This window comes from Pseudoalteromonas sp. NSLLW218, assembly GCF_015864775.1.
Lineage (GTDB): Bacteria > Pseudomonadota > Gammaproteobacteria > Enterobacterales > Alteromonadaceae > Pseudoalteromonas.
Genome location: NZ_JADYWO010000005.1, coordinates 18994 through 34753, shown reverse-complemented (window position 1 = coordinate 34753; position 15760 = coordinate 18994). Strand labels below are relative to the sequence as shown.

At 38.1% G+C, this 15760-nt stretch carries 19 protein-coding genes; 6 read left to right on the top strand and 13 right to left on the bottom strand.

Annotation, left to right across the window (positions count from 1 at the left end; all coding sequences use genetic code 11):
• Positions 1-151 precede the first annotated feature (151 nt).
• Complete coding sequence (plsY, locus tag I6E80_RS08655; RefSeq protein ID WP_024600589.1) at positions 152-763, top strand: glycerol-3-phosphate 1-O-acyltransferase PlsY; 612 nt, start codon at positions 152-154, stop codon at positions 761-763.
• 11 nt (positions 764-774) lie between these two features.
• Here plsY and tsaD read toward each other — a convergent pair whose 3' ends face one another.
• Genes tsaD through I6E80_RS08640 form a run of 3 tightly spaced genes read right to left on the bottom strand, consistent with a single transcriptional unit; the run spans position 775 to position 2764 of the window.
• Complete coding sequence (tsaD, locus tag I6E80_RS08650) at positions 775-1788, bottom strand: tRNA (adenosine(37)-N6)-threonylcarbamoyltransferase complex transferase subunit TsaD (RefSeq protein ID WP_170071962.1); 1014 nt, start codon at positions 1786-1788, stop codon at positions 775-777.
• 39 nt (positions 1789-1827) lie between these two features.
• On the bottom strand, positions 1828-2418 hold the full coding sequence (locus I6E80_RS08645) for a YjaG family protein (RefSeq protein ID WP_197185353.1): 591 nt from the start codon (positions 2416-2418) through the stop codon (positions 1828-1830).
• Positions 2411-2764, bottom strand: coding sequence for a DUF2007 domain-containing protein (locus I6E80_RS08640; protein ID WP_010554404.1), 354 nt, complete (start codon positions 2762-2764; stop codon positions 2411-2413). The genes I6E80_RS08645 and I6E80_RS08640 overlap by 8 nt, the downstream gene beginning before the upstream one ends.
• Positions 2765-2868: 104 nt before the next feature.
• Between I6E80_RS08640 and I6E80_RS08635 the strand changes: the two genes are divergently transcribed.
• The 3 genes from I6E80_RS08635 to I6E80_RS08625 all read left to right on the top strand — a co-directional run bounded on the left by I6E80_RS08635 (position 2869) and on the right by I6E80_RS08625 (position 5265).
• Positions 2869-3291, top strand: coding sequence for a DUF2721 domain-containing protein (locus tag I6E80_RS08635; RefSeq protein ID WP_024598942.1), 423 nt, complete (start codon positions 2869-2871; stop codon positions 3289-3291).
• 377 nt (positions 3292-3668) lie between these two features.
• The gene (locus I6E80_RS08630; protein WP_024598943.1) at positions 3669-4553 is read left to right on the top strand and encodes a LysR substrate-binding domain-containing protein; all 885 of its coding nucleotides are present in this window, start codon (positions 3669-3671) and stop codon (positions 4551-4553) included.
• Positions 4554-4644: 91 nt separating this feature from the next.
• On the top strand, positions 4645-5265 hold the full coding sequence (locus I6E80_RS08625; protein ID WP_007584723.1) for a 2OG-Fe(II) oxygenase: 621 nt from the start codon (positions 4645-4647) through the stop codon (positions 5263-5265).
• Between the two features lie 37 nt (positions 5266-5302).
• Here the strand turns inward: I6E80_RS08625 and ubiA are convergent, their stop codons facing one another.
• Together ubiA and I6E80_RS08615 are read right to left on the bottom strand one after the other, a co-directional pair.
• Complete coding sequence (gene ubiA / locus I6E80_RS08620) at positions 5303-6181, bottom strand: 4-hydroxybenzoate octaprenyltransferase (RefSeq protein ID WP_197185352.1); 879 nt, start codon at positions 6179-6181, stop codon at positions 5303-5305.
• Positions 6178-6717, bottom strand: a complete 540-nt coding sequence (locus I6E80_RS08615) for a chorismate lyase (protein WP_197185351.1) — start codon at positions 6715-6717, stop codon at positions 6178-6180. Before I6E80_RS08615 ends, ubiA begins: the two co-directional genes overlap by 4 nt.
• A 154-nt stretch (positions 6718-6871) precedes the next feature.
• On the opposite strand from I6E80_RS08615, the gene I6E80_RS08610 reads away from it, so the two are divergent.
• The gene (locus I6E80_RS08610; protein WP_002961049.1) at positions 6872-7270 is read left to right on the top strand and encodes a flagellar basal body-associated protein FliL; all 399 of its coding nucleotides are present in this window, start codon (positions 6872-6874) and stop codon (positions 7268-7270) included.
• A gap of 3 nt (positions 7271-7273) precedes the next feature.
• Here the strand turns inward: I6E80_RS08610 and glpG are convergent, their stop codons facing one another.
• From glpG to I6E80_RS08580, 6 genes are all read right to left on the bottom strand, one after another.
• Positions 7274-8092 carry a rhomboid family intramembrane serine protease GlpG gene (gene glpG, locus I6E80_RS08605; protein ID WP_197185350.1) on the bottom strand — a complete coding sequence of 273 codons (819 nt, stop codon included), beginning with the start codon at positions 8090-8092 and terminating at the stop codon, positions 7274-7276.
• Positions 8089-8406, bottom strand: coding sequence for a thiosulfate sulfurtransferase GlpE (glpE, locus tag I6E80_RS08600; protein WP_010554397.1), 318 nt, complete (start codon positions 8404-8406; stop codon positions 8089-8091). Before glpE ends, glpG begins: the two co-directional genes overlap by 4 nt.
• A 68-nt stretch (positions 8407-8474) precedes the next feature.
• On the bottom strand, positions 8475-9500 hold the full coding sequence (gene tdh, locus I6E80_RS08595) for an L-threonine 3-dehydrogenase (protein ID WP_024598949.1): 1026 nt from the start codon (positions 9498-9500) through the stop codon (positions 8475-8477).
• A gap of 50 nt (positions 9501-9550) precedes the next feature.
• Positions 9551-10744, bottom strand: a complete 1194-nt coding sequence (locus tag I6E80_RS08590) for a glycine C-acetyltransferase (RefSeq protein ID WP_024591460.1) — start codon at positions 10742-10744, stop codon at positions 9551-9553.
• Positions 10745-10913: 169 nt separating this feature from the next.
• On the bottom strand, positions 10914-11477 hold the full coding sequence (gene gmhB, locus I6E80_RS08585; protein ID WP_197185349.1) for a D-glycero-beta-D-manno-heptose 1,7-bisphosphate 7-phosphatase: 564 nt from the start codon (positions 11475-11477) through the stop codon (positions 10914-10916).
• A complete protein-coding gene (locus I6E80_RS08580; RefSeq protein ID WP_197185348.1) occupies positions 11477-12535 on the bottom strand; it encodes a glycosyltransferase family 9 protein in 1059 nt (352 codons plus the stop codon). The genes gmhB and I6E80_RS08580 overlap by 1 nt, the downstream gene beginning before the upstream one ends.
• A 122-nt stretch (positions 12536-12657) precedes the next feature.
• Between I6E80_RS08580 and I6E80_RS08575 the strand changes: the two genes are divergently transcribed.
• Complete coding sequence (locus I6E80_RS08575) at positions 12658-13386, top strand: 3-deoxy-D-manno-octulosonic acid kinase (protein ID WP_197185347.1); 729 nt, start codon at positions 12658-12660, stop codon at positions 13384-13386.
• 45 nt (positions 13387-13431) lie between these two features.
• Here I6E80_RS08575 and I6E80_RS08570 read toward each other — a convergent pair whose 3' ends face one another.
• Positions 13432-14517: a glycosyltransferase gene (locus tag I6E80_RS08570; protein ID WP_197185346.1), complete on the bottom strand. Its 1086-nt coding sequence runs from the start codon at positions 14515-14517 to the stop codon at positions 13432-13434.
• Positions 14517-15587 (bottom strand): glycosyltransferase family 1 protein, encoded by a 1071-nt coding sequence (locus tag I6E80_RS08565; RefSeq protein ID WP_197185345.1) that lies wholly within the window; start codon positions 15585-15587, stop codon positions 14517-14519. The genes I6E80_RS08570 and I6E80_RS08565 overlap by 1 nt, the downstream gene beginning before the upstream one ends.
• Positions 15588-15760 lie beyond the last annotated feature (173 nt).

Sequence of the window (15760 nt, the reverse complement as noted above, 5' to 3'; positions counted from 1 at the left end):
TGTTTAAATATGTGAAAATAACTTCTACAATAGCAAAACAACCAAACTAGCTATTAAATAGCCTGTTAATAATTTTCACGATAAATTTTGCTGCCAATAATAGCTTAAAAGTACTATCAATTGGTATAGCAATTAAAAAATAAGGAAGCGTGTGTTAGCCACTTTAATGTTTGTTTTAGCTTATTTACTTGGGTCGATTTCGTCGGCTATTTTAGTGTCGCGGTTGTTCAAACTCCCTGACCCTCGTAATAGCGGTTCTAACAACCCTGGGGCTACAAATGTTTATAGATTAGGCGGAGCATTTCCGGCTTGCTTGGTTTTAGTGTTTGATATTTTAAAAGGCACTATTCCAGTATGGGGAGCTTATTTTTTAGAAGTTGAACCTTTAGAGCTTGGTTTAGTCGCTGTAGCAGCTTGCTTAGGCCATATGTACCCACTGTTTTTTAGCTTCAAAGGCGGTAAAGCCGTAGCAACGGCATTTGGCTCATTATTACCTATTGGCTTATCATTGGCTGGTTTACTTGTTTGCACATGGCTGGTTATAGTGGCAATAACACGCTATTCATCACTTGCGGCGCTTGTAGCTGTATCTTTAGCACCTTTATATACATGGCTAATAAAACCACTTTATACTCTTCCGGTTACTTTTATTACGCTGTTAATTATATTTCGTCATCGTACTAATATTATTAGATTATTTAGTGGGGAAGAACCAAAAGTGGGCGCTAAAAAAGCGCCCACTGATGAAAACAAAAATCTTTAAAATTTGAGCAGTTAAATCGGCTCAAGGCTATCTATTGGCCAACGCGGTTTTGTTTTCATATCAAGACTTGCAAACTGACCTGCTTTTAAACGTTGCATTCCGGCATAAGCAATCATTGCACCGTTATCGGTACAAAATTCAGTACGCGGATAAAAAACTTCGCCTTTCATACCTTTCATTACGCGTTCAAGCTGCAGTCGAAGCTGTGTATTTGCACTTACGCCACCGGCGATTACTAAACGCTTAATACCTGTTTGTTTAAGCGCTCGCTTGCACTTAATAACCAGCGTATCAATAACCGCTGTTTGAAATGCATGCGCTATATCAGCTTTAGTTTGATCGTCGTCGTCATTTTCACGAATAGTGATGGATGCTGCAGTTTTTAAACCACTAAAACTAAAATCAAGACCTGGTTTGTCGGTCATCGGGCGAGGAAAAATAAAACGCTTCGCAACGCCTTGTTCGGCCATTTTAGCTAATCGCGGACCTCCTGGGTAGTCAAGACCAAGTAACTTAGCCGTTTTATCAAAGGCTTCGCCTGCGGCATCATCGACTGACTCACCTAGTACTTCGTATTGTCCAATACCCGCTACTTTAACCATCATGGTATGACCGCCCGATACAAGCAATGCAATAAACGGAAACTCAGGAGTATTGTCTTCAAGCATCGGAGCAAGTAAATGCCCTTCCATATGATGAACAGCAACAGCTGGAATATCCCAACCGTATGCTAATGAACGACCAATAGAAGTACCTACCAATAATGCACCAACTAAACCTGGGCCTGCAGTATAAGCAATGCCATCTAAGTCTTCTGGGCCACAACCTGCTTGTTCAAATGCTGCGTCTATAAGTGGTAGCGTTTTACGAACATGATCGCGCGATGCCAGTTCCGGTACTACACCGCCATAATCAGCGTGTACTTTTACCTGGCTGTATAATTGATGAGCTAACAAGCCTTTTTCGTCATCGTATATTGCAATACCTGTTTCATCACATGACGATTCAATGCCTAAAATTCGCACTGTACTTCTCCTGCCTTTAAAGTTTTTACTTCGCTGTTTTTATACCGTAAGACCAATATTTGTTTGACCATCTTCTAGGGCAAACTTTTTAAGTGCTTTTACGCTATCAGAGGTGATACGCCCCATATTTTCTACAAAATCAATTAGCTCACCTAATACTTCAATTTCGTATTGCATTAATGGGTGTTCTCTTACAGCTGTGTTATCTGCAACCTCACCTTCAACCGTCATTTGATATTCAATAAAGCGTGCCACTGTTGCTTGAGATATTTTACTGACACTAATGAACTCTTGTTCATCTTGCGCCATTAAACCGTGCATTAAACTAAGTAAAGACGTTGCGGCATCAATAGCAGGGTAAGTACCAAACATATCAAAATCAGCAAGTTCAGGAACATTCGGTTCTATTTTTTCAACTTGTTTTTCGAGATCTATTTTACTTTTAGGCAGTAATATTTTTTCCCAACAAACATTAAGCGAATTACGAAGTAAGGTTTCATCACCAAACCCCGTTGCTTCGCTAAATAAACCGTAATTTGGCAGCATTCGCTCTATTAGAGCACTCGCTAAAACGGCTTTTTGTAAATAGTTAAGCTCTCTAATACGCTGAAAATTATTTGCTTTAGTCATTTTTTAACGTCTCACACGACCAACAAAAATCAAATGTTGATCCATTATGCTCATTACAGTTAGGGCATACCCAATCTGGAGCGGATTGTTTTACTTGTTGATAGTTTACCAATATTTGGCGCGCATGGCGCTCTTTTATCGCATAAACCTGCACACTAACTTGTGCTTGATCAAATGGAATTTCTCCCAATGCGCCTTGGAGCATCTCACCTTTAATTTTGCATTCAATGCCACTGGTTTGTATTAAACCTTTAATAATATTAGCTTCAAGGGTATTTTCGGCTTTATAAATTGTAACCCATTGAAAAGAGCTATCAGTTGAATTTTTATTATTAATATTTTGCAATATTCACCTCATTTATTTTGTGTGTACAATGTCGAGTATTAGTCGACTAAACTAAACAATACATGACAGTTTTAATAGTTAGCCATATTTCACGAGGAATAAACATGACACTCACAACCCCGGGCTTACTTTTTCCGGCCATATCGCTGCTATTATTAGCCTATACAAACCGATTTTTAGTTTTAGCGCAATTAATTAGGGAGTTAAATGCACGCGAGGGTGAATCTATACGCCCCGTTGTAGTGGCTCAAATCACCAACTTACGTAAACGAATAAACTTAATTAGAACAATGCAAGTTTATGGGGTAGCCTCTTTTTTACTGTGTACATTTTCGATGTTTGCTTTATTTATTGAATTTAATACCACGGGGATTATTTTATTCGGCATTAGCTTAGCCTGCTTAAGTTTATCGTTGTTAACGTCTTTATTTGAAATACATATCTCCTGTGATGCAATTGAAATAGAACTGCAAAGCATTGAAAACAAACCATTAAGCAATCGAATAAATAGAAATTTTGTAAAATAAACTCCTATAGATAAAACACCCTATTATTTGTCACAATCATGTTGTAAGTACGCCCCATTTTGGGGCGTACTTTTTTATTAATTAGAACAATTGAATCCCAATCGGCGATCTAACCCACTGAGTTAAAATAACTTTGCCTAGATAGTTAATTGCAAAAATACAGACAAAACACAATAAACAACTAGTTATCAATTAAAAAAGTAATACTATTTGGTCGCTTTCCTCTTTAATTAATACTAAAAGGGGGGTATCCTGCTGGAAACACGTATGAACTTGCAACCGTATTTCAATATAGAATTTTACTAAACTTTAGAATAAAAATTAATATATTTGATGTCCGTGGTATCTGCGACTTACTTATAAAAAGGGACTATAAAGTGAGATTTGAACAATTAGAGCAATTTGTAGCACTTGGTGTATTACGTCATTTTAGACAAGCAGCTGAACAAACCCAGATTAGTACTTCAGCGCTGACACGCAGCATTCAAACACTTGAAAATGAAATGGGATATGAGTTAGTAAAACGCTCAACACGTTCAGTTAAATTAACGCCAGAAGGCGAACTTTTTCTTGAATATGCTAAAACGACTTTATCGGAACTTGAGCTAACGAAAAAACGGATTTTTCAATCAGTAAACGGTAATGCTAATGAGAAACTGGTTATTGGTTATACCAACAAGGCAAGTGGCATAGTTCCTATTTCTTGTGGGCAGTTTTTAGCTCAATATCCTCATATAAAAATTGAAATGCAGTTACAAGATCAGCAAGAGCTAACACGCAGACTCCAACAAGGTGAAATAGACATAAGTGTATACTCTCAAGCTATTAACAGTATTGGCAGTGACATTCACTTACCTGATCAGCTTGTATTATTTGTTTCAAAAAACCACCCTCTTGCACATAAAAACGATATAAGTAAGCAAAACCTTGATAGCTACCCTATGTTTGGTTGTTTCTCTCAATCTAAACAAGTGCAAACTATGCTTAATGAAGCAATCGATTCTTTAAATAAATCATCAAGTATTAAAGTGGGCAGTATTGAGCAAGTAATGGCCGGTGTAGTTAAATCAGATCACTTTGCTATTGCGAGCATTGAGCATGCAAACACAATCGCAGAGAATTCTGAACTCGTGCAACTAAAAACAAATAAAGATCTAAATCACGAACAACTCGTTGTACAAACAAGCCAGCAAACCTCTATTACTGAACATGTAGAGCATTTACTATCGCTTATAAAGAAAGCGGGAGCTACATTTAGCTAATCCAATATTTGAAAAAGTGCGGCGCAATAAACAGTAGCTTTAAATCGCTTTTCGGCTACACTGTCGCACCTTTTTTAAACAGCTGATGTGGATGAACACACTTTTTGGTCCTGATGTCTATTTAGATGATATAGAACGCCAAGGATATACCGTAATTCATAACGCGCTTATTGCCGATTTAGTTAACGATTTAGTTGCAGATTGTCACCGTATAAACCCCCACTTTAGCCTTGCCGGTATTGGTCGACTAAATAACTTACAAATAGATAAAACTATTCGTACTGACAAAACTTATTGGTTTGACGGCAGCTCTCAAGCACAGCTTACGTATCAAGCAATAATGCAAAGTATAAAAACCACGTTAAATCGTAGCTTTTTTATGGGGCTATTTGATTACGAATGCCATTATGCAAAATATACACAGGGTGATTTTTACAAAAAACACTTAGATGCATTCAAAGGTCGATCTAATCGTGTATTTACAACGGTGCTTTATTTAAATACGCCAGAGCAAGGTGGCGAACTTGTTATTTATAAACCTAAAAGTAAAGAAGTAGAAATAACGATTAAACCAACTGCTGGCACATTGGTTATGTTTGAAAGCGAACGTTTTGCTCACGAAGTACTTCCCGCAGTTGACGAACGCTACTCTATTGCTGGGTGGTTTAGAAAAAACGCCTCTATTAGCGGCATTATTGATCCGCCCAGGTAGCTCTAAATAGCGAATTTTAACAGCCTTTATTAAGGCTTTAAAATGCTATTGGGTATGAAAGTAATAACCCTATAAAGATAGCCAAACCCACATAATGGTTATTTAAAAACGCTTTAAAGCAGGCTTCTCTTTCACGTTTATGAATAAGCGTTTGTTGATATGCCAATAAACCAGCTGCTACACTCAAGCCAATGCCAAACGCGACACTTAAATGATTCCTTATACCAATAAACGCAACCAGCGCTATAAATACAGCATTAAGTAAAAAGATAATATGGCGATCGTATTTACCAAATAAAATAGCGGTTGATTTTACCCCTATTTTTAAATCGTCATCTCTATCAACCATCGCATACATAGTGTCGTAAGCAACTGTCCAACAAATATTGGCTATAAATAATAACCATGCCTGCTGCGGTAATGCATTTATTGAAGCCATATAGGTCATTGGAATAGCCCAACCAAATGCAGCCCCTAAAACAACTTGTGGTAATTGTGTATAGCGTTTCATAAAAGGGTAGCAAAAGGCTAAAGCCAACGCCCCAAAAGAAAGTAAAATAGTATTAAAGCTAAGCATTAATACTAAAATGAACGCAATAACTATGAGCAATAAAAATAGACTAAGAGCTTCACCACTACTAACCAGCCCTGAAGCTAGCGGCCGTTGAGCTGTGCGTTTTACCGAGCCGTCTATTTTTCTATCTGCAAAATCATTAATTACACACCCTGCGCTACGCATAACAACAACGCCCAGTGTAAATACAATAAAGTTGAGCAAGCTCGGCATCCCACTGTTAGCAAGCCATAAAGCCCAGTATGTTGGCCAAAGTAATAACAAGGTACCAATGGGCTTATCTATACGCATTAGCTGAATATAGTAAGAAATATGTTTTGGCTTTAAAGCGGCTAATTTCATGAGTATAAATATGCTCCTGGTAAAAACACTTCACACACTAAAAATTTATATTCTTTGAGGGAAAATACACTTCGACGCCCTAGTAAGTTTTTCTCGGGTAGGTTTAATTTTGCAACTAATTGCTGAACGGGGTGCTTGGCATCAAAATAAGCAATTTCTATATCCGTGCGGTTTAGTGCTGGGTCTTGAAAAATCACATCACCAAGAGGTCGTTCACCCATATTGTGCAAAGGATTGCTCGAATCATTTTTAGGAAGCCAGCTTTGTGCGTACACCATAGGTTTATTATCGCACAATAAGAGTACTTCTCGATTAATCGCTGTTTTAGCTGCGCTGTTTAGTAGTAACTTTTGCTCTAGGCTTAAAGTAAATAACTGCTCGCTTAATACTCTTACACTAAAAATTTGTGATTTACTTTTTAATTTAGCAGTTAAAGAATTAGGTTCAAAAAGCCATTCTTGCTCTAGAGGAGATAAATCACTTACATATGAAGTGGACTGCCAATTAGCAGATATAGACAGAGGATAAGTAATCACAATAGCTCAACAAAATAAAAAACAACGAGATGATACCATTGCCAAAGCTTTTGAAAAAGTGATGTTTTATAACCATAAATAATTGCTTGGCGCTGTTTATTACCCACTATTAAGTATAAACTATTTGTAACAAGTTTTAAGAAACGCTTTAAATATGAAAAAAATAGTATACGCAGGTCTTTTTACGTTCTTTGTAAGCGTCATAAGCTTTACAGCCCGTGCTGAATCTACAGTTGGTTATTTTGGTTTTGAGCCAGATATAATCACCAACTACATTGGCGCATCAAGTAAAAAAATGGGCTATGTGCGTGTAACTATTGATTTAATGCTTACTGATACTTCTGATATTGCAGTCGTTGAACATCACACGCCATTACTTCGTGATGCCCTAGTAGAGATTTTATCTAAAGAGCCTGAAGAAAAAATAAAATCCCTTACTGGCCGTGAAGAAATACGCGCAAAGTGCGCCGAAAAACTAAAAAGCCTTTTAAAAGAAGAAACAGGGCAAGAGATCATCCGTGAAGTCTTGTTCACTAAATATTTATATCATTAGTATTTAACGTTTTACGTTAAATACTTTGGCGGTATAAGCAAAAGCCATACCGCTAACTAATCCGCCTAAGTGCGCCCAATTAGCCATACCTACAAACAATACATCTGCAAACCCTAGCACTAACCAAATCAACATAAAACCAACAATAGCCGTACTAACCAACGCAGGTTTGTTCGGATTTAAAAAGCTATGAATCCAACAAAAACCAAGTAACCCATATACTACGCCACTCAAACCGCCAAAGTTGGGACCAACCATTAGGTATTGCGCCCAATTACTAATAAGTGCAGTCACTAAAAACAAACCTATTAAGCTGAGTTTTCCGCATTGCTTTTCTATATTGTCGCCAAGCGACATCCACCAAATTAGATTAAACACAATATGCATCGCACTAAAGTGTACGAGCGCGGGCGTTAACCAACTTAAAGGCTGCGAAGGTTTAAACTGCATCATAGTGTAAATGGTCTCAAAACCACCTAGTAAAAAAGCAAAATAAATTATAACGCTTACAATACTTACGGTTTGATTTAACCAGCTGAGTGCTTTAAAACGGGCTATTAGATTAAGTGATTGCCCTTGATATTTAAGCGGCGATTGCGTGCTACCTACATCCCAAGATGCTTGCAGGTATTTTTCATGATTAGGGTTTTGTGTAAATTCAGCCCATAGAGGCTGAACTTGATGAAAGTCCTCTTCAGTCACGCTAATAATGACATTACTGCCATCTGCCGAGTGTATCTTTGCATCTAAACCTTGGCTTTTTAAATAATCTATAAAGCCTTGTGCGGCGCGCGGGTTATTTAAACTGCCAAGCTCTATCATCGTTCTACTTTCTCGCTGTAAGCTGCTTCCCAAGCGGTAAAACCACCATCCATGCTATAAACATCTTCAAAGCCTTGCTCAACTAAATAACTAGCTGCGCCCTGAGAGCTCATACCGTGGTAACACACAATAATAATTGGCTGATCGAATTCTTTTTCCATCATAAATTGTGCAATATTACCGTTAGAAAGTGCTTCTGAGCCTGGAATACGACCAGCTTGATACGAATTAGGATCGCGAATATCTGCAATTACAACGTCTTCTTTATCTAGAAGCTCTAACGTTTGCGCTATAGAAATGTGTTTAAATGCCATTGAAGTCTCTTTAATTAATAGTATAAAAAAGGCGGCTAAAGCCGCCCTTCTTGTAATTTAGTGAGGAACTAATCCCAGTTTAAAATTACTTTACCTGACTGACCTGAAATCATCATATCAAAGCCAGCTTGGAAGTCATCCACAGAATACTGATGTGTAATGATTGGGTTCAAATCAAGACCAGATTGAATCAAGCTTGCCATTTTGTACCACGTTTCGAACATTTCGCGACCGTAAATACCTTTAATCACTAAACCTTTAAAAATAACTTGGTTCCAGTCAACTGCCATATCTGATGGTGGAATACCTAGCATGGCAATTTTACCGCCGTGGTTCATGTTATTAAGCATTGAATTAAACGCGCTTGGCACACCTGACATTTCAAGGCCAATATCAAAGCCCTCTGTCATACCTAAGTCTTTTATTACGTCTTCAAGCTTTTCGCTTGCCACGTTTACAGCGCGTGAAGCACCCATTTTACGTGCTAAATCTAGGCGATATTCGTTCACGTCAGTAATAACAACGTGGCGAGCACCCACGTGTTTTGCTACAGCTGCTGCCATAATACCAATTGGGCCTGCACCAGTAATAAGTACATCTTCGCCAACTAAGTCGAACGATAATGCGGTATGAACTGCATTGCCAAACGGGTCAAAAATAGAAGCCAGTTCGTCAGAAATATTATCTGGAATTTTAAATGCGTTAAATGCAGGAATAACTAAATATTCGGCAAACGCGCCTTCACGGTTTACACCCACACCCGTTGTATTACGGCATAAATGTACGCGCCCTGCACGACAGTTACGACAATGACCACACGTAATATGACCTTCACCCGATACGCGGTCGCCAACATTAAAGCCACGAACTTCCTGGCCCATATCAACGACTTCACCTACATATTCGTGACCAACAACCATTGGAGTAGGAATAGTTTTACTTGCCCACTCATCCCACTTGTAAATATGTACGTCGGTACCACAAATAGCTGTTTTGCGAATTTTAATTAGTAAGTCGTTATGACCCACTTCTGGCTTTGGTGCATCTGTCATCCAAATGCCCGGTTCTGCTTTTAATTTAGATAATGCTTTCATAATTCACACTCAACTAAAAAACCGAAGCAAGGCTTCGGTTTAAAATAAAATTAAATAACGCCCATTTCTTTACCAATGCGGGTAAATGCATCAATAGCAATATCGAGTTGCTCAATGCTATGCGCTGCTGAAATTTGTGTACGAATACGCGCTTGCCCTTTTGGCACTACTGGGAATGAAAAACCAGTGACGTAAATGCCTTCAGCAAGTAGTTTATCAGCCATTAACGAGGCTACTTTTGCATCTCCTAGCATTACTGGGATGATTGCATGATCTTTACCTGCACACGTAAAACCAACAGCTTCCATTTGCTCACGGAAATATTTAGCATTTGACCAAAGTTTAGCGCGAAGCTCGCCGCCATTTTCTAGCATTTCAAGTACTTTAATCGATGCAGTAACAATTGAAGGGGCTAATGAGTTTGAGAACAAGTATGGGCGTGAACGCTGACGTAACCATTCAACAATTTCTTTTTTACCCGATGTATAACCACCTGATGCGCCGCCTAGCGCTTTACCTAATGTACCGGTGATAATATCTACACGGTCTAATACATTACAGTACTCTGGTGTACCTTTACCGTTTTCGCCAACAAAGCCAACAGCATGAGAGTCATCAACCATTACAAGTGCATCGTATTTATCAGCTAGGTCGCACACAGCTTCTAAATTACAGATAACACCGTCCATAGAAAACACGCCATCGGTAGCAATTAGTTTAGTTTTAGCACCGGCTTCATCGGCAGCAATAAGCTGCTTTTCAAGATCAGCCATGTCGTTATTTGCATAACGGAAACGTTTAGCTTTACACAAACGTACACCATCTATAATTGATGCATGGTTTAATGAATCAGAAATAATAGCGTCTTCTGCGCCTAAAATAGTTTCAAACAAACCGGTGTTTGCATCAAAACACGAAGAATATAGAATGGTGTCTTCAGTTTCTAAAAACTCACTGATTTTTTTCTCTAGTGTTTTATGAATATCTTGCGTACCACAAATAAAACGAACAGACGCCACACCAAAACCATGATTATTTAGACCGTTTTGCGCAGCTTCAATTAGCTCTGGGCTATTAGCTAAACCTAAGTAGTTATTAGCACAAAAGTTGATTACTTTACCTGACGCAACTTCGATTTGAGCTTGCTGCTGAGATTTAATAATACGTTCGCTTTTATACAAACCTTCGGTTTTTACGTCTTCAATTTGCTGTTGTAGCTGGCTAAAAAAAGCAGATGCTCTCATCTGTGTTCTCCATTTATTTGAACGGGTAAACAACCACATTTAAGCGACTGTTTATTATGGGGGGTATTGTAAAAGTTTAATGGGGAAAATGCACGGTTTGCAGTTCGTCGCAAACGCCCTAAACTGGAAGGAATTCCTGCCAGTTTACAGGCGAATCTGTTTAGTTTATTTATGTATTTAAAAGTGCAGGTAAACTGTTTATAGAATCGATAATTAAATCAGCCTCTTGCTTGGCTCTTTCATCAAAGCTTTGACCTGAACGCACTAAAACGCGGGTAGTGATCCCTGCTTTTTTCGCAGCCTGCATATCACTGAGTTTATCGCCCACCATAATACTGCAAGCAGGGTCGATGTTATGCTCTTGTATGCCTTGCAATAACATACCTGGCGCAGGCTTTCTGCAACTGCACTCTTTCAAATATTCAGGGTGCGCTTTTTTAGGGTGATGAGGGCAAAAGTACACATCGGTAACTTCAATGCTTTGATCGCTAAATTGGGTTTTCATCCAATCAGTTAGTGCTAAAAAATCAGCTTCGGTATAATAACCTCGGCCAATTCCAGATTGATTAGTGACGATTATGATTTTATAGCCCGCATCATAAAATGTTTTACAAGTGCTAAAAACACCGTCAATAAATTCAAATTTATCGCTTTGATACACATAACCATGATCAACATTTACCACGCCATCTCGGTCTAAAAAAAGCGCTTTATTTTTTTGTTGTGCATTCATTACAAAGACTCTTTTTGTACAACATGGTCAAACATCGCTTTTACATCATCAACTGTAATTTGGCTCATTAAATCATCGCCTTTTACGCGTGTCCCCCACGGTACTTGCTCAGCCGTTTTACTTGTTTGCTTAAACAAGTTTTGATGATAAACCTCTACCACATAGTCTTGGTATAAGTAAGGGCCTGTTCGTGCAGGGTTTGAATGTGCGTATAAACCAATAACCGGCGTACCAACAGTTACCGCCATATGCGCAGGACCAGTATCGGGCGCAAGCACTAAGCTGCCACGCTTTAACACGCACAGCAATTCTTTGAGTTTCGTTTTACCAACCAAGTTTAAAATAGGCGTGTTGCTATGTTTAATAATGCTATTTGCTAGGTTAATTTCAAGCTCTGTTGGACCACCTGTCAATACAACCTTAAAACCTTGCTCGCTTGCATAATCAGCCAATGTGGCATAACGTTCAGCGAGCCAATTACGCTGTGCTTTACTAGCTGCGGGCGATATTACTAATAGTTTATTAGTTAGGTATTCTGGTGTTAGTAGTTCATCGGCAATCGCTTGGTCTTGCTCTGTATAGGGCATGTTCCAACTAGGCTTATAATCAGCTACACCAATGGCTTTTGCAAAACCTTTAAAGCCTTCAAGCACATGCGCCTGAGCTTGTGGGGCTATTCGTTTATTAATAAATAAGCTGTGCAATTCTTTTGAACGCGCCCAATCGAACCCTATTTTTACTTTTGCAGGAATACAACGCGCAACAAACCCAGCCCTAAGTGCAACTTGCATGTTAAGTAACACATCAAATTTTTGATCTTTAAAGCGTTGTTTTAAGCTTTTAAGCGCTGCTTTGCCTTGCTTTTTGTCAAATACCACCAGCTCAACACCAGATAAGTCGGCAAGTAGCATGGCTTCTATTTTGCCAATAACCCACGTAATTTTTGCATTAGGGTGTGCTTTTTGAATAGCTTGTACAGCACTCACACCATGACATACGTCACCAATGGCTGAGAGTCTTAATATACAAATAGATGAATAATTAGGAGCTTGAGTCACGCATTCCCTTAGGTATTAAATACAAAAGCCGATCTTAAATTATAATCACGCTATTGCAAGCACTTATCCTAAGCTTTAAAACGCGCTAATATAGACACATTATTTAGCAATTACACAGAGCTATGTTTAAACAACACGTGCAAGGCAACCACACTGTATTAAGCCACCCTAAATACACAAGCCAAATTACCCTCGATTGGTTTGATGCAAATTATTGGCAACAACAAAATAAAATTGTGGGCGCTAAAAAAGGTCGAGCAACTGCGTGGTTTTTTAAGCAAGACGAATTAACAGCTGTACTTAGGCATTATTGGCGCGGTGGCTTAGTGGGTAAATTGCTAAGCGATCAGTATTTATACCCAGGACTTGAACTAACCCGTGTGTATAAAGAGTTTAGTTTAATGAGTAAGCTTATAGAGCTTGGTTTAAACGTACCAACCCCTATTGCAGCTAAAGTAACCCGCAGCGGATTAATTTATCGTGGTGATATTATTACCGAGGCTGTTATAGGTGCTAAAAGTGTACTCGATATATTAATTGAACGCCCATTGAGCGAAGAAGAGTTAGAGCGCATTGCTAAAACAATCGCGCTATTTCATTCAAAAGGTGTGTATCATGCCGATTTAAACATTAATAACATTTTATTTAATGATATTAGTGATGTGTATATTATCGACTTTGATAGAGGTGAAATAAGAGCGCCTAACCCACAATGGCAACAAAGTAATCTGGCACGTCTTGAGCGCTCATTTTTAAAAGAGCAAGGTCGAAATGATGTATTTAATTGGAAAGCGAGTGACTGGCAAACTCTGCATAGCAACTACCTCAAAGCGCTCGCTATTATAAGTTAACCTAATATAAGTTAACCTAATATAAGTTAACTTATATAAATTAACTTAGTTAGCCAATGCTAAATACTGATGAGCAACCTTCTCTGCCTGTACTTGTTTTAGAATATCTGCGTTTTCTACATTTGGCTTGTCTGCTAGTACGTGCTTAACAACATTGGCTAATGCCTCACTTTGTTGAATGGGTACTAAATATTTACTCAGCTCGCCTGTTAATATCTCGCTTGGACCAAATGTACAATTAGTGCTAACTACCGGAGTCCCCACCGCTAAAGCCTCAATTAATACCGTTGGAAGCCCTTCAAAATCAGAACTCAACACTAAAGCCTCAGCCTGCTTAATCCAGTTGTACGGGTTTTGTTGAAATCCAGGCACTACTAACTGTTTTTCTATGCCATATTGCTGTGCAAGCTTAAACGCTTTTGCAGGTTTATTACATAAAAGGACTAGCTTGTATTTTTTATCAAGCTTTGCAAAGGCTGCAAACAATATATCGTGGCGTTTTTGTTTGGCGAGCCTTCCTACATGAATTAAGTAGGGCTCATTTGGGATATTGTTATTTTGCTCATTTGCTTGTTGGTTTATTTTTTCAAAATCGAACGGGTTATAAATAGTCGCAATTGCACTTGGGTTAATTAAATCCCCTTGTGTTATTTCTTTTTCAACACCCTTTGATACGCAAATAAGTGATTTACCATTTAAATTTTGCTTACTTTGTTTAAGATATAAGTATGAAAATGGACCTAACTTTTTTTGACGTGCAAGTTCTGCGTTAACGGAGTTATGAATAACAAAGTGAACATTTTTGATATTACTTTTTGAGAGTAAATTATTACTTCTATCAAGATTAGAAAGTACTAAATCAATATCACCTATCTCGCTCTGTTTTTTTTCAAACCACGCTTCTAGTTTCAATACACTATTTTTACGCTGCCAAAATCGATCTACTTTTGATGCCCTATGTGTGAATAAACTCTCCACGTAAAGTACTTCAGGAATATTATATTCAATAGAGTTAGCAAGAGACAAAATAGTAATTCTGTGCTGTAACTTGGCCATTTCCTCAGCAAGGGTAAGCATTACTTTTTCAGCACCACCACCCACTAGGGAATCAATTACAATCACTATATTCATTAGCGATCCCCTGTAAGCATATTTTTTATACCGTTAGTGATCACTTCGAAGCTATGTGTATTATCAAGTTGGTTATATTTAGAAACGAATTCACTATAAAAGGGCTCTGTAATAACTTGAGCTACTTTCGTAGTAATTTCATCAATATCAAGATTTGCTTTTATGACAACACCTGCATTAACACAATGATCCAAACGTGTATTTTGATCTTTTGAGATAGCACATGCCACAACGGGGGTTTGAACTGCAATTGCTTGCAGTAGGGTATCGCCGCCACTCAGTAATACAACTTTAGCTTGGCTCATTAATGCCAAAAAATCAGTACTTTGAAGACTTGCTAAACAAGTAACCTCATCACTTTCAGGAATGGATTTCTTATAATTGGGACCAAACACAACAACTGCTTTTAAACCAGTGTGTTTAGTAATTTTAAGCGCGGCTTTAAAGTAAACATCAGCACAATTAATATTATTTAATATATGCCCGCCTGAGCCAGCATTAACAATGAAATAGCCTTCCGGTACTAAGTTATAGCGATTTAAAACATCACGTTTTTGCGCACAAGAGGCAAATGTAACAAAAGGACCTACATTACGAGGATGTGCCAAGGGAAACATATCTAACTTCGTACTTTCAGCCCATGTAAGTGGCTCAATACAATAATCAGACTGTACAACCCAATGTGTATCAATTAAATTAATTCTGTTAAGTTTTAAACCTTTAGCACGTTTTTTTGCATGCTGAGAAATAAATATAACTTTAGCGCCTACCTTTTTAGCCGCCTTCATATGCCCTGCACGTCCTGCACAATCAAAAACAACGACGTCAGGTTTAAATTGCTCTATAAAGTCGCAAACAGAATCCAGCTCTTTCGTCGCTGAGTGTTCAAGTAATGTGGCTTCAAAAGGACAATCTTTTGCGTAACTTGTATGCTTATTTAATATGAAGTGAATATCGAGAGAATCAGTAAGTTCTGCCTTTAAACTTTGAGCCAACAACAACGAGCGCATATATTCACCAATGCCTTCTGGTGATGATACGGGAATAAATAAAAGTCGTTTGTTGCTCATTACATTCTCAATTTCCTATTTGAACTCAAGTATACCAATCAGATACTTATTACGATAGACAGGTTACATTTTTATATATTAAATTAGCTCTATAAATTTATTATTTACTGCAATAACAAGTTTAGGTTGATAAACTTAGCCGCAATCTAAATCACAAGGATCTGAACTTTGCG